This is a genomic window from Rhizobium sp. CCGE531, from assembly GCF_003627795.1.
Classification (GTDB): domain Bacteria; phylum Pseudomonadota; class Alphaproteobacteria; order Rhizobiales; family Rhizobiaceae; genus Rhizobium.
Genome location: NZ_CP032685.1, coordinates 1,261,650 through 1,274,317, shown reverse-complemented (window position 1 = coordinate 1,274,317; position 12,668 = coordinate 1,261,650). Strand labels below are relative to the sequence as shown.

Annotated in this window: 12 protein-coding genes; 3 read left to right on the top strand and 9 right to left on the bottom strand. The window is 59.0% G+C overall.

Annotation, left to right across the window (positions count from 1 at the left end; genetic code table 11):
• Nucleotides 1-101: 101 nt before the first annotated feature.
• The 3 genes from CCGE531_RS25425 to CCGE531_RS34400 all read right to left on the bottom strand — a co-directional run bounded on the left by CCGE531_RS25425 (nucleotide 102) and on the right by CCGE531_RS34400 (nucleotide 2,256).
• Nucleotides 102-893: an SDR family NAD(P)-dependent oxidoreductase gene (locus tag CCGE531_RS25425; protein ID WP_120668910.1), complete on the bottom strand. Its 792-nt coding sequence runs from the start codon at nucleotides 891-893 to the stop codon at nucleotides 102-104.
• 348 nt (nucleotides 894-1,241) lie between these two features.
• Nucleotides 1,242-1,877: a DUF1684 domain-containing protein gene (locus CCGE531_RS25415; RefSeq protein ID WP_120669431.1), complete on the bottom strand. Its 636-nt coding sequence runs from the start codon at nucleotides 1,875-1,877 to the stop codon at nucleotides 1,242-1,244.
• Nucleotides 1,878-2,112: 235 nt separating this feature from the next.
• A complete protein-coding gene (locus CCGE531_RS34400) occupies nucleotides 2,113-2,256 on the bottom strand; it encodes a hypothetical protein (RefSeq protein WP_162944004.1) in 144 nt (47 codons plus the stop codon).
• A gap of 130 nt (nucleotides 2,257-2,386) precedes the next feature.
• On the opposite strand from CCGE531_RS34400, the gene CCGE531_RS25405 reads away from it, so the two are divergent.
• Entirely contained in the window at nucleotides 2,387-2,860 is a 474-nt protein-coding gene (locus tag CCGE531_RS25405; protein ID WP_120669429.1) for a hypothetical protein, read from the top strand.
• A 203-nt stretch (nucleotides 2,861-3,063) separates the two neighbouring features.
• Here CCGE531_RS25405 and CCGE531_RS25400 read toward each other — a convergent pair whose 3' ends face one another.
• Genes CCGE531_RS25400 through CCGE531_RS25380 form a run of 5 tightly spaced genes read right to left on the bottom strand, consistent with a single transcriptional unit; the run spans nucleotide 3,064 to nucleotide 9,032 of the window.
• A complete protein-coding gene (locus CCGE531_RS25400) occupies nucleotides 3,064-4,578 on the bottom strand; it encodes an ABC transporter substrate-binding protein (protein ID WP_120668908.1) in 1,515 nt (504 codons plus the stop codon).
• 19 nt (nucleotides 4,579-4,597) lie between these two features.
• Nucleotides 4,598-6,307: an ABC transporter ATP-binding protein gene (locus CCGE531_RS25395; protein ID WP_120668906.1), complete on the bottom strand. Its 1,710-nt coding sequence runs from the start codon at nucleotides 6,305-6,307 to the stop codon at nucleotides 4,598-4,600.
• Nucleotides 6,304-7,155, bottom strand: a complete 852-nt coding sequence (locus CCGE531_RS25390; RefSeq protein ID WP_120668904.1) for an ABC transporter permease — start codon at nucleotides 7,153-7,155, stop codon at nucleotides 6,304-6,306. Before CCGE531_RS25390 ends, CCGE531_RS25395 begins: the two co-directional genes overlap by 4 nt.
• Nucleotides 7,152-8,090, bottom strand: a complete 939-nt coding sequence (locus tag CCGE531_RS25385) for an ABC transporter permease (protein ID WP_120668902.1) — start codon at nucleotides 8,088-8,090, stop codon at nucleotides 7,152-7,154. The genes CCGE531_RS25390 and CCGE531_RS25385 overlap by 4 nt, the downstream gene beginning before the upstream one ends.
• 51 nt (nucleotides 8,091-8,141) lie before the next feature.
• Nucleotides 8,142-9,032 (bottom strand): proline iminopeptidase-family hydrolase, encoded by an 891-nt coding sequence (locus tag CCGE531_RS25380; protein ID WP_120668900.1) that lies wholly within the window; start codon nucleotides 9,030-9,032, stop codon nucleotides 8,142-8,144.
• A gap of 130 nt (nucleotides 9,033-9,162) precedes the next feature.
• On the opposite strand from CCGE531_RS25380, the gene CCGE531_RS25375 reads away from it, so the two are divergent.
• Both CCGE531_RS25375 and CCGE531_RS25370 read left to right on the top strand, forming a co-directional pair.
• Complete coding sequence (locus CCGE531_RS25375) at nucleotides 9,163-9,945, top strand: LuxR family transcriptional regulator (RefSeq protein WP_120668899.1); 783 nt, start codon at nucleotides 9,163-9,165, stop codon at nucleotides 9,943-9,945.
• 54 nt (nucleotides 9,946-9,999) lie between these two features.
• On the top strand, nucleotides 10,000-10,914 hold the full coding sequence (locus CCGE531_RS25370) for a proline iminopeptidase-family hydrolase (RefSeq protein ID WP_162944003.1): 915 nt from the start codon (nucleotides 10,000-10,002) through the stop codon (nucleotides 10,912-10,914).
• Between the two features lie 146 nt (nucleotides 10,915-11,060).
• Here CCGE531_RS25370 and CCGE531_RS25365 read toward each other — a convergent pair whose 3' ends face one another.
• Nucleotides 11,061-12,545, bottom strand: coding sequence for an FAD-binding oxidoreductase (locus tag CCGE531_RS25365; protein WP_120668897.1), 1,485 nt, complete (start codon nucleotides 12,543-12,545; stop codon nucleotides 11,061-11,063).
• Between the last annotated feature and the right edge of the window lie 123 nt (nucleotides 12,546-12,668).

The window sequence follows — 12,668 nt, the reverse complement described above, 5'->3', positions numbered from 1 at the left end:
CCTGGGGCGGATATCAGCGCTTGGCGCCGCAGGCCGATCTTTATGATCGCAAAATTCACAAGCGCCGACTTACGGCATCGCACGGCATTCCGCCGCGCCAGTCAGAACGCGCTCTTCACAACGCCGCCATCGACTCTGAGCGCGGCACCATTGGTGGCCGAGGATAGTGGGCTCGCGACATAGGCGACCATGGTCGCGATTTCGTCAGGTTGCGCGAAGCGCTTGATCAAGGAGGTCGGCCTAACTTTTTCGAAGAAGTCGCTCTCGAATTGCGCGAAAGGCTTTCCTTCGGATCCAGGCAAGGCGGCGACAAAATCGACGATGCCACGCGATTTCGTTGGGCCTGGCAACACGCTATTGACGGTGATCGCGGTGCCGGCCACGGACTCGGCGATCCCGCGCGCCGCTGCGATCTGCGCCGCCTTGGTCACGCCGTAATGCACCATCTCGGCAGGAATTTGCACACCGCTTTCGCTCGAAATGAAGATGATGCGGCCCCAGTTACGCTGGCGCATCGACGGCAGATACAGGCGGGCGAGACGAACACCTGATAGCACGTTGACATCGAAGAACTGGCGCCAGTCAGCGTCCGGGATCTCCTCGAACGGCTTCGGTTCAAATATTCCGAGGTTGTTGATCAGGATTTCGACACTCGGGAAGCGCTTCGCGACCGCATCGGCGGCTTCCGCAGTTCCGAGATCGCCGGCAAATCCTTCAACGTTGTCATTTCCAATCGCGGCAAATTCGGCGACGGCTCGATCGACGGCATCTTGGGTTCGTCCGTTGACGATGACATGGGCGCCTTCGTGAACGAGAGTAGTTGCGATTGCATACCCGATGCCGGCGGTGCTGCCGGTGACGAGAGCCAGCTTACCGTCGAGTAAAAAATTCATAGGAATTCTCCAATGAAAGACACAACAGGAAGAGTGCGCATGGAGCATGTTTCATACGGGCAGGCTGTTGCATTGAGCGCAGCCACCCTAAGACGGATCTGGTCGATTGACCAGCTCAATTTCCTTGGTAACGATGGGCAGACCCACGGGAATCCTGAAAGCAAGTTGGAATACGACTCCAATAGCTTAGCCGTAATCAATACAGAAAGAATGGAAGGTCGCAGGTTCGAATCCTCTCCGGTGCGGTTCCGATCTCACTGAAATCATTGATTTGAGCGATATGACCAGCGCTCCTCGCGACTTTGAATAGCCGGGTACGAAGGTTCAGGCTTATAGCCCCAGCACTTATCATTTCGAGATAGGAAGCCGTTCCCCGGCTCTCACCGCGCCTCTCAGTCGATTGCCCGATGGCGCTAATGGGCAAACATAGCGGGACGAATAGGCGCACGAAGGAAAATAGGAGAAGTTGAAATCCAGCACCAGTGTGCCGTCTGGACGGACAACTCCGAGATCCGCTCCCTTGATGGTGTCGAGGAGATATCGGCCACCGCCATACGTCTCAGTCCCTGAGGTCGCGTCGACAAACGGCAGGAACACGCCACCGCCGTACCCCTCAATCCAGTAAAGGGTCAATTCGCCACCCAATCTGGCCTCCAGCCCGCTTGTACGGGCGAACGTATGCATCGACAGGTCACCATCCACCCCTGTTGCGACGGTTAACTGTTCCGGCGTGACTGGGACAAGCTGAACCGTCAGGCGCAACGAGGGATCATAAGGAAACGTCGTCGGTCCTTCGAACGTCTTGCGGTCGACCGATTCAATTGGCGACTGAGGATGGTCGCGAAACAGGGTCGAACGGGTGTCGCACCAAAGCCTCCAGGCAGCAACTGCGTCCGGACTAGAACGTACCTGGTAGTAGAGATTTGCGATCTTCTCGCGCCATTCCCACAGTTGTATAGTTTCGTTCAAATCAGACCCTCCCATGTCGGAGATCACGTCGCTCGTTCATCGAAACGCTCGCTCAACCATCTCGGCACAACTATTTACTTGCTGGATTTGCTCTGCCTACGTGTCGGTTTGCGACGCGCATTTGGGTGCCATGTCAACGAGGACTAGACCACAAGAAAAAATCCTCGGCAAGCCGCCATCCCGATCCATTGGCTGGCTTTGCTGAACCCCATCCGGTTTTGCCCGCTGCATGAAATCTACGAACTTAGAGCTACTTGCCGAAGCTCTGTTCTTTTGCGAACGCGTGGAAATCAAGCTCGGAGCCCGAGCGTCTGAGCCACGCGCAGGCCCGCGCAACAGCGGCGACGCGGGCAACAGATGCGCCTTCTTCAAGGCGAATGGTGACAACACCCACGATGATCTCGGGACGCGATTGATATGGACTTGCCTCGTTGGCTCTCTGGTGGCAACTGCTGCTGCGTGTAGCTCTGATTTGTGGTAGGAAGAGCACAAGGCGCGTGACGCACATCCCTCGGGTTGGCTCGATGGTTTTGTTGAATAGGGATGTGACCCCTGAAATTGAGGCGGTCCGTGCGCTTATCGACCGCCAGTTCAGGAGTGTGAGCTGGGGACCAGACGGGGTGCCCGATTGGACGGCCTTCATCGCGGACTTCGTTTCTCAGGCGCCCCTTTATGCGTCTGCGCGCCCTATACATCCGCAGTCGATTCAGCAGTTTGCTGAACGCATGAACGGTCTCGTCGGAACCTCACTGGAAAGCTTCCACGAAAGAGCCTTAGAAAGTGTGGTACACGCTTTCGGCAATGTGGCGGTCGACGTAGTGGTCTGCGAGAATATCGAGAACGCTGCCGAGACCAATCGGACTGTCGAAATGATGTTACTCGTCAAGGATAAGGGTGTTTGGCGAATAGCGGCTCAGGCTTGGGATAAGGAAAGTGCTTCCGACCCGGTAACGGGCCAGATTTTGCAAGCTGCGAGGCAAACCAACACCGCTTTCTGAATTATAGTGCCGCCGCAAGAGTATAACAGTTCCCGGTTTCATCCTCTCCGGCGCGCCATTTTCCACGGTGTCCAGCCCGGAGACATAGGTAACAGATCGTTCCTAAGACATGGGTGACAATCTCGTCCGGCGGCACGATCAATCTCCGCGTTCAAAGAGCGATGCTCCGCCGGGCGGCGGAGCATAGATCAGGCAGAAGAAATTCAGTTCTTGACCGTATCTTCCAGGAAGAAGCGGCCGAGCGGGTTCTGGTAGAAGTTCTCGATATTCTTGCGCGAGACGTTGATATAGGGGCTGTAGTAGAGGTCGACCCAGTTGACGTCGTCCTTCGCCATCTTCTGCAGATCGATATACATCTGTTCGCGTTTCTTGGGATCGAGCTCAAGGCGGGCCTTGGCGACCAGCTCCTTCACGGCCTCGTTCTTGTAGTTGGTCGAATAGTTGTTGTTGGAATCGTGGCCGAGCACGAAGGTCGTTTTTTGGTCGGGGTCGAGAATGTCGTTGGTCCAATAATTGACCGAGATGTCGTAGTCCCCGGCGACCGTCATATCCCATTCCTGGCTGGGATCGACCTTCTGCAGGTTGGCGGTGATGCCGGCCTTCTGCAATTGCTGCTGCACCAGCACGGCCGTCTGCTCGTCGACTTCGTCGCCGGCGCGGAGAAGATAGGTCAGCGTCAGGTTGGAAACGCCGGCCTCAGTCAGCATCTTCTTGGCTTTATCCGGATCGTAGGGGCGCTGCAGGTTGTCGGCATAGTGATAAAGCGCGCCCTTCGGAATGTAGGAATTGGCAACCGCTCCCTGGCCGAAGGTGACTGCATCGACGATCGCCTTCTTGTCGATCGCCATGTCGAGGGCCTGGCGAACCTCCTTTTTGCCGAGCACGCCATGCGCGTGGTTGATCAGAAGATGATCCTCACGGGTCGAAGCGTCGATATCGACATTGAGGTTGGGGTCCTTCTTCAGCTCCGCCACGCGGGAAAAGGGCACGAAGATCGCTGCATCGAGCTGGCCCGCCTGGACGTTCAGCATACGGGTATTGTCGTCCGGCACGGAGATCCATTCGACGCCATCAAGCTTCACACGGTCGGCCTGCCAGAAATAGGGGTTTTTCTTGAGGATGATACGATCGCCGCGCCGCCATTCGTTGACGACGAAGGCACCCGAGGCGATCGGCTTTTCGCCATAGGCGTCGGGGCCGAGCGATTCCATGCCCTTCTTGGAGATGACGGAGGCATTCGGTAGCGCCAGCGTCGACAGGAAGGGCGCGGAGGGATGCTTGAGCTTGATCGTCAGCGTATGCGCGTCGGTCGCGACGGCGGTATCGATCACCTTGTAGGAATCGCTCCAGAGCGAGGCCGCGTCGTCGCGGATACGCAACAGGCTGAAGGCGGCATCCTCGGCCGTCAGCGGCGAGCCGTCGGAGAATTTCGTGTCGCGGATCTTAAAGACATAGGTCAGGCCATCGTCGGATGCCGTCCAACTTTCGGCGAGACCGGGCTCCAGCTTGGTGCCGGTCTTGTCGACGCGGATCAGCACGTCGTAGACGTTCGAGAAGACCCAATTGTCGATGTTCTGCGCTGTCTTGATCGGATCGAACGTCGTCGAATCTTCGCGGCGGCCGATGGTCAGAACGCCTGCCGCCTCGGCATAGGTTGCAGTGAGAGTAAGGCCGGCGACGATGGCCGCAAGCCCGATTGATTTCCATTTGCTGGTCATAAGATCGTTCCCTTGGTTGTTATGGCATGCGTTTGAATGGCAGGATTTCGCCAACTCCCCTTTCGCTTCGAAGATCGGTGTCGGCGAAGAGCGGCTTGTCCGGATCGATGTCCGGGATGGCGGCGATGAGCGAGGCCGTGTAGGCATGTTTCGGCCGCGTGAAGACCTCCTCGGACGGGCCTTCCTCGACGATTTCGCCGCGATACATGACGACGGTGCGTTCGCAAAGATTGCGGACGATGGCGAGGTCATGGGCGATGAAGAGCAGGGTCAGGTTCATCTTCCGCGTCAGCTCGCGGAAGAGCTCGATGATCTGCGCCTGTATGGTGACGTCGAGAGCGGCGACGCATTCGTCGGCGATGATGAGCGTAGGATCGACGGCGAGTGCTCGAGCGATGCCGGCGCGCTGGCACTGGCCGCCGCTCATGCTGCGCGGCTTGCGATTGACAAATTCGCGCTCCAGGCCGACGAGGTCCAGCAGCTCGCCGACGCGGGCGGGAATATCGGCCGATACGACCTTGCCCCGCACCTTAAGCACTTCGGAAAGCATCTCGCCGATCGTCAGCCGCGGGTTGAGCGCATTGTAGGGGTCCTGGAATACCATGGCCGCCTCGCGCCGCAGCTTGACGAGGCCCGCCGTTCTCTGCTGCGCCAGGTCGATGCCGTCGAAGGTGATGTGTCCGGAGGAGAGCGGTGTCAGACCAAGAATAGCACGGGCAAGCGTGCTCTTGCCGCTGCCGGATTCGCCGACGATCCCGACCGTTTCGCCCGGCATCACCTGCAGGCTGACGCCGGAGACGGCGTTGACCGTTCTTTTACTGCTTCCCTTGAGGAAGCCGCCGCCGACATTGAAGCGGACGTGAAGATCGTCGACTTCAAGGAGGGGCATGAGGGGCGTATCGCCTCTCATGGCTTCCGCGACGGATGCTGTCTCATCGGGCATCGACGGATGGCTCTTAATCAGGTCGATCGTGTAAGGATGTCGCGGTTGCGACAGGAGCGTCCGTTTCGGACCTTCCTCCAGCAGCTTTCCGCCGCGCATCACGGCGATCCGGTCGCAGGTCTGGGCGACGATGCCGAGATCGTGGGTGATGAGGATGATGGAGAGGCCGCGCTTGTCGCGGATTTCCATCAAGAGCTTGAGAATCTGCGCCTGGATGGTGACATCGAGCGCGGTCGTCGGCTCGTCGGCGATCAGGATCTTCGGATTGCAGGAAAGCGCCACGCCGATCATGGCGCGCTGGCGCATTCCGCCGGAAAATTCGTGCGGATAGCTGTCATATTGCCTGACAGGATCGGGAAAGCCGACCTGGGCAAGGATCTCGGTTGCCGCCGCGCGGGCCTTGCGCGCATTGAGGCCCTGATGATAGCGGATGCCTTCGGCGATCTGGTCGCCGATACGCATGACGGGATCGAGATGGCTCGTCGGGTTCTGGAAGATCATGCCGATCTCCCCGCCGCGCACTTCAAGCATCTCCGCATCGCTGACCTCGGTCAACTCCCGTCCTTCGAGGCGGATCTTGCCGCTTTCGATCTTCAGCAGCGAGGAGGGCAGCAGCCGCACGAGCGAACGGCACAAGAGGCTCTTGCCGGAGCCGCTTTCGCCGACAAGGCCGAGGATTTCGCCCCTGCCGAGATCGAGCGAAACGCCATCAATCAGCGTCCGCTTGCCGTTGTCGAGATGGGCTCTGACCACGAGATTGCGGACGGAAAGGACGGGCGCGCTCATTCATGCACTCCGAGCAATTCGCCAAGCGCATCGCCCAGCATGCTGAAGCCAAAGGCGAGGCAGACAATGGAAAGGCCGGGAAAAAGCGTGATCCACCAGGCTGTGGTGATGAAGCTCTGGCCTTCGGCGACCATGACGCCCCACTCGGCGATCGGCGGTTGCACACCGAGGCCGAGATAGCTGACCGCAGCACCGCTCAAGAGCACGAGCACCGCGTCCGACATGGAAAAGACGATCGAGCCGGCTATGGCGTTCGGCAGCAGATGGCGGAACATGATGCGCGGCCGGCTGAAGCCGAGACTGACGGCGGCAACCGCATAGTCGCTGCCCTTCAGAACCAGCATCTGCGCGCGGATGAGGCGGGCATAGGAAACCCAGCCGACCAGCGCCATGGCGATGTAAAAGCTGCTCAGTCCCGGTCCGAGGATGGCAATGATCGACAGCATCAGCACCAGAAAGGGGAAAGCGAGGATGACATCGACGATGCGCATGAACAGCGCATCGACGATGCCGCGAAAGAAGCCCGCGATAGTGCCGACCGTGGTGCCGATCAGAAAGGGGAAGAACACTCCGATGACGGCGATCTGCAGGTCGATGCGCGCGCCCCAGATGACGCGCGACAGGATATCGCGACCGAAATTATCCGTCCCGAAAGGGTGCGACAACGTCGGAGCCTGCAGGCGCACATCGGCATTCTGAAAGACCGGATCGTAGGGCGCGACTATGGGGGCGCAGATCGCAAGAAATAGGAAGAACAGCAAGATGCCGCCGCCGAGCGTCAGCGTCAGGTGCTTTCCGAGGAACTTCCTCCAGCCGCTAGAAGAGTGGGCAATCGCTTCGACGCTCATAGCGTCACCCGTGGGTCGGCTGCGACGGTCACGATATCGGCTAGGAAATTGACAAGCACCGTGGCGCAGGCAAACACCATCGCGACACCCTGGACGACCATGTAGTCGCGCGAGAAGATGGCGCGCACCAATAACTGGCCCATGCCGGGTAGTGCGAAGACGCTTTCGACGACGACTGTGCCGCCGATCAGCCAACCGATGTTGACGGCAAGCAGATTGATTGATGGCACCAGCGAGTTCGGCACGACATGCCGCCAGAAGACGATGCCTTCCGGCATGCCGCGGGCACGAGCGGCGGTCGCGACATCCGATTTGAGCGACTCGATCATCGCAGCCCGCAGGCTGCGGGTCAGGACTGTCGAAAGCGACAGCGCAACGGTCAAAGACGGCAGGATGAGATGGGCGACCTTGTCGACGATCGTCGATCCATAGCCCGACACCGGCAGGACGCCAAGCTTGACACTGAACACGATGATCAACATCAGCCCCAGCCAGAATGGCGGAAAGCCGATGCCGAAGGTTGAGACAATGCGAACGATATGATCCGGCGCGCGGCCGGCATTGCGCGCGGCTATTGCGGCCATCGGTACGGCGATCAGGATAGACAGGATGACGCTCGAGAGGACTAGGGCAACCGTCGGTTCGATTCGGGTTGAAATCAGCGGCAGCACGTCGATCTTGTATAGGATCGACTTGCCCATCTCGCCGTTGCCGAGATTCTTGATGAAATAGAAATATTGCAGCCACATCGGCTGGTCGAGGCCATACTGGGCACGGATATTGGCAAGCGCCGTCGGCGTAGCGCGCGTGCCGAGGATGTTGCGCGCGGGATCGCCGGGAATCAGACGCACCAGAACGAAGGTGATGACGCTGATGCCGAAGAGAACGGGCAGGAACTGCAGCGGTCGTGTCAGAACAAATTTATAGCGATGCATGGCGGCGATCGCCCCCTTGCCGTCGTCGGGTTTCGATCACCTCATCGTGCATCAGCTTGCCCTGTGTCTCGACAGGAAATCGAGAAGTGCCGGATAATAGTCATGCGGGTTCTCGTAGAAGGGCATGTGGCTGGCATTGGCGAAGACCTTGAGTTCCGCATCTCGCAAGGCGAGCTTCATCCGGAGCGCGCACGCCGGCGTCAGTTCGTCATGCTCGCCCGTTGTGATCAGCACGGGCATGGTCAGGCGCTGAAGGTCGGGAATGCGGTTCCAGTCCTTGAGATTGCCGATATAGAGGAATTCGTTCGGCCCCTGCATCGTCTCATAGGGACCCATGTTCCAGTCGTCGAGCGAGCGGCGCACCGGCGCCGGCCATTCCGGCAGGCGACAGACATGGCGGTAGTTGAGGATGGTGACGGCAGCGAGATATTCGGGGTGATCGTAGGTGCCCTGCGCCTCGTGCTTCTGCATCATGGCGACGGTTTCCGGCCCGAGCGCCGCGCGCAGACGCTCCAGCTCGGAGATCAGGTGCGGCATGTCCGCCACGGTATCTTCAAGGATGAGCGTCTGCAGGTTTTCGGGATGGGTCAGCGCATAGTCGATCGCCAGCCAACCGCCCCAGGAATGGCCGAGCATATGCACCTTGCCGAGGCCGAGCGCTTTGCGAACCGTCTCCGTCTCCTCGACATAGCGACCGATGGTCCATAGACCCCTGTCCGTCGGTCGGTCGGAGGCACCGGTGCCGAGCTGATCGAAGGCGACGACACGATAGCCCTTGTCGATCAGGCAGGAGTGGGCTTCGCGCAGATAGTCACATGGCAGGCCCGGGCCGCCGTTCAGGCAGAAGATAGTTTCGGGCCCACTCCCGAAACTGTAGGCGACCACCTTGTAGCCATCGACTTCGATGTCGTGCCGCGCCTCGGGCGGGATTTCACGCCACATTGACAACTCCAGCGAAAGATTCTGCTTGCTCAATATTTGAGCATGGCTAAATTTTTACCTTAAACCGCGATCGGTACCAGCTATAAGAAGTGATAGGTTGGGAGGCCGGAACACAGATGGGAACCGCGCTATGCTCGACCAAATCGGAACCATCAGACGTCAGTTCACGGCGCACCAGACGCTGGACGGCCGCATCGACCATGTCTTCGAGGCCATGAAGGCGATCGGTTTCGAGGCGTTGATCTACGATTATACGCCGGTGCCTTACGATCTCGACGGCAAGATCATGATCCCTTCGCTCCTGAAGCTGCGGAATATCTCCGACGATATGTACGAATACTGGTTCGATCGCGGCTATTTCCGCATCGATCCCGTGCAGCAGGTGGCGTTACGCACCTCGGCGCCCTTCTTCTGGAACTATGATTCCAACGCCGATACGCTGATCAGGCGCTTCATGAGCGAAGATACTATTCCCGTTGCCCGCTATCTCAGCGAGCGCGACATGTCGACGGGTGTGACCGTGCCGGTGCACATGCCTCGTGGCGATTATGCGACCGTCACCGGGGTCCGGTTCGGTAGCGACAAGGAATTCGAGCGCGACGCCCTGCGCTACATCGCCGATTTCAATCTGCTCGCCCATGTCTTTCACGAGGCAGCCTATTCGCTCTTCGATGCGGCGGCACTCAGCGTCGGAAAGATCCGGCTGACGGAGCGGGAGAGGGAATGCCTGCGCCATTCCGCCGAAGGCTATTCCGCCAAGGAGATCTCACGCATTATCGATCGCTCCGTGCCGACGGTCGTCATGCACCTTAATGCCGCGGCAAAGAAGCTTGGCGCCAAGAACCGCACGCAGGCCGTCGTCCGCGCCACGCATTATCGCCTGCTGGACGAGCGGCCATCCTATAACTTGTGATAGCTGCCGCCTCCGGTTGGGTCGCGTTATGGTCTTGTCCGTCAAAGCCTAGAGATGGAGAAGCCCGTGGCCGCAGTCCCGACACAGGAAGCCTTTCTGCCCTTTCGCGAGTACCGGACATGGTATCGCATCACCGGCTCGCTCGATTCCGGCAAGCTGCCGCTCGTCGTCGCCCATGGCGGCCCGGGCTGCACCCATGATTATGTTGATAGCTTCAAAGGTATCACCGAGATCGATGGCCGCCCTGTGATCCACTACGATCAACTCGGCAACGGCAATTCCATGCGCCTGCCCGAAAAAGGTCCCGACTTCTGGACACCGGCGCTCTTCCTCGAAGAACTCGATGCGCTACTGAAGCATCTCGGCATTGAGGACCGCTATGCCTTTCTTGGCCAGTCATGGGGCGGCATGCTGGGCGCTGAACATGCCGTGCGACAGCCGAAAGGTCTGAAAGCGCTTGTGATCGCCAACTCGCCGGCCAACATGCATACCTGGGTCGCGGAGGCGAACCGCCTTCGCGAGGAACTGCCGCAGGATGTGCAGGACAGGCTGCTGAAACACGAGCAAGCCGGCACGATCACCGATCCAGAATACATCGCCGCCTCCCGCGTCTTCTACGATCGCCATGTCTGCCGTGTTGTGCCTTGGCCGCCGGAAGTCGCCCGTACCTTCGCCATCATGGACGAGGACAATACCGTCTACCGCAATATGAACGGCCCGACCGAATTTCATGTCATCGGCACGATGAAGGATTGGACGATCGAGGACCGGCTTGCCCTCATCGAAGCGCCGACCTTGCTGATTTCTGGCAGATATGACGAGGCCACGCCGCTGGTGGTCAGACCTTACGTTGACCGCATCAAGGGCTGCGAATGGGTGCTCTTTGAGAATTCAAGCCACATGCCGCATGTCGAGGAGAAGGACCTCTGCTTGAAAACCGTTTCGGAATTCTTGAATAGGCACGACTGATCGGGTCGACCTGTCGACGTCGATCGGATTATATCCGCAAACTGGTGCTTTCCGCGCGCTTTGAAGGAAAACCCGACAAGGCACGCCGCTTGAAATCCCCGCCACATGAACAGAATGGAAGAGATTGGCGACCGGGTACAACAGAATTAAAGTGATGGACGGTTCATCTCCAGGACCTTGCCAGGGTTCATTATGCCTGAAGGATCGAGACTACGTTTGATCGCAACCATGAGGTCCTGCTCGACCTCGCCCCGATATTTGAGCACCGCGCCCGCCTTGAGAGCGCCGAGCCCGTGTTCGGCTGAAACGGTCCCATCGAAGCGAAGCGCACAGCGATTGATGATGCCGTGGACCTCATCCGATCTGGCCAAAAATTCCTCCGCGGAAACGTCATCTGGCTGGATAATCCCGAAATGAATGTTTCCGTCGCCGAGGTGGCCGAAAGCAATGATGCGTGCTCCTTTTACGGCCTCAGAAATCGCCGCTGAGCAGGTCGCAAGGAAATCCGGTATGGAGGAAATCGGAACGGCTATATCGCCCTGGATCGTTGGGCCCTCCATCATATCGGCTTCGGCTAGTCCCTCGCGCAGAGCCCAGAAACTTTTGCCTTGGCTGATAGACGCCGAAACCACCGCGTCCGTGACCAGTCCGGCCTCATAGGCCTCGGCGAGCACCGCCTCCATCCTTTCCTCAAGCGAAGTCGATGCATCGCTTGAGGAAAATTCGATAAGCACCTGCCACTCGCAAATTCTCTCCAAGGGAAAGCGGCAAGCCGGAAAATGCTTGAGAACGAGCTGCAAACCGGCTCCCGGCATAAGCTCGAAAGCTGTGACCTGCCCGCCGGTTCGCTGCTTGCAAAGTGCGAGCAAATCCAGCGCTCCCTTAACCGATGGTACCGCGCACACGGCGGTGGCAACCGAAGTCGGTCTCGGAAAGAGCTTCAGCACGGCCGCCGTGATGATGCCAAGCGTGCCTTCGCTGCCAATGAACAGCTGCTTGAGATCATAGCCCATATTGTCTTTACGAAGAGCGCGCATGCCGTTCCAGATACGGCCATCGGCGAGAACCACTTCGAGACCGAGCACCAAATCTCTCGTGTTTCCATAGCGAAGGACATTGCTGCCACCGGCATTGGAGGCAAGATTGCCGCCGATCTGGCAATTGCCTTCGGAGGCAAGTCGTAGTGGGAATAGACGTTCGTTCTTCTCGGCTTCCGCCTGGATCGAAGCGAGAAGGCATCCCGCGTCAACGGCAATCGTATCGTTGATGGTATCGATAGTCCGCACCCGGTTCATGCGGGCGAGGTTGACCAGGATCTCGACGCCCCTGCCGGATGGCACCGCGCCGCCAACCAGGGAGGTATTTCCACCTTGCGGCACGATCTTCAGCCCATATTCACGGCAGATGGAGACGATAGTGGCAACCTCCTCTGTCCGCGCCGGTTTCAACAGCAAGGGCGACGTGCCGCGAATGAGCCCGGTCCAGTCGACGACATGCGGCTCAAGGAGGCCGGGATGGGTGCTCCAGCCGGAAGGTCCGACCGCCCGCTTCAGACGTCCGATCGCCTCCCTAATCCTTTCGGGTCGTATCTGTTCTCCCGACAGGTCCGCTTTCGTCGCGTCCGGCGTCATTGGAGGAAGTCCTTTCATTTGCGGCGGGCATGCTTCAAGGCCCGCATTCTGCAATCATCGGCCGGCCGCGCGTGAGCGACCGATGGAATGTGCGCTAGAGCATCCCGCTTTCAGGTGGAATCA

What these genes read in the sequence shown, in the direction of transcription:
- CCGE531_RS25380 (WP_120668900.1), bottom strand. Translation starts at nt 9,032, where the DNA reads ATGTGGCGTGAAATCCCGCCCGAGGCGCGGCACGACATCGAAGTCGAT.
- CCGE531_RS25415 (WP_120669431.1), bottom strand. Translation starts at nt 1,877, where the DNA reads ATGGGAGGGTCTGATTTGAACGAAACTATACAACTGTGGGAATGGCGC.
- CCGE531_RS25395 (WP_120668906.1), bottom strand. Translation starts at nt 6,307, where the DNA reads ATGAGCGCGCCCGTCCTTTCCGTCCGCAATCTCGTGGTCAGAGCCCAT.
- CCGE531_RS25405 (WP_120669429.1), top strand. Translation starts at nt 2,387, where the DNA reads ATGGTTTTGTTGAATAGGGATGTGACCCCTGAAATTGAGGCGGTCCGT.
- CCGE531_RS25375 (WP_120668899.1), top strand. Translation starts at nt 9,163, where the DNA reads ATGCTCGACCAAATCGGAACCATCAGACGTCAGTTCACGGCGCACCAG.
- CCGE531_RS25425 (WP_120668910.1), bottom strand. Translation starts at nt 893, where the DNA reads ATGAATTTTTTACTCGACGGTAAGCTGGCTCTCGTCACCGGCAGCACC.
- CCGE531_RS25390 (WP_120668904.1), bottom strand. Translation starts at nt 7,155, where the DNA reads ATGAGCGTCGAAGCGATTGCCCACTCTTCTAGCGGCTGGAGGAAGTTC.
- CCGE531_RS25400 (WP_120668908.1), bottom strand. Translation starts at nt 4,578, where the DNA reads ATGACCAGCAAATGGAAATCAATCGGGCTTGCGGCCATCGTCGCCGGC.
- CCGE531_RS25385 (WP_120668902.1), bottom strand. Translation starts at nt 8,090, where the DNA reads ATGCATCGCTATAAATTTGTTCTGACACGACCGCTGCAGTTCCTGCCC.
- CCGE531_RS25365 (WP_120668897.1), bottom strand. Translation starts at nt 12,545, where the DNA reads ATGACGCCGGACGCGACGAAAGCGGACCTGTCGGGAGAACAGATACGA.
- CCGE531_RS25370 (WP_162944003.1), top strand. Translation starts at nt 10,000, where the DNA reads ATGGAGAAGCCCGTGGCCGCAGTCCCGACACAGGAAGCCTTTCTGCCC.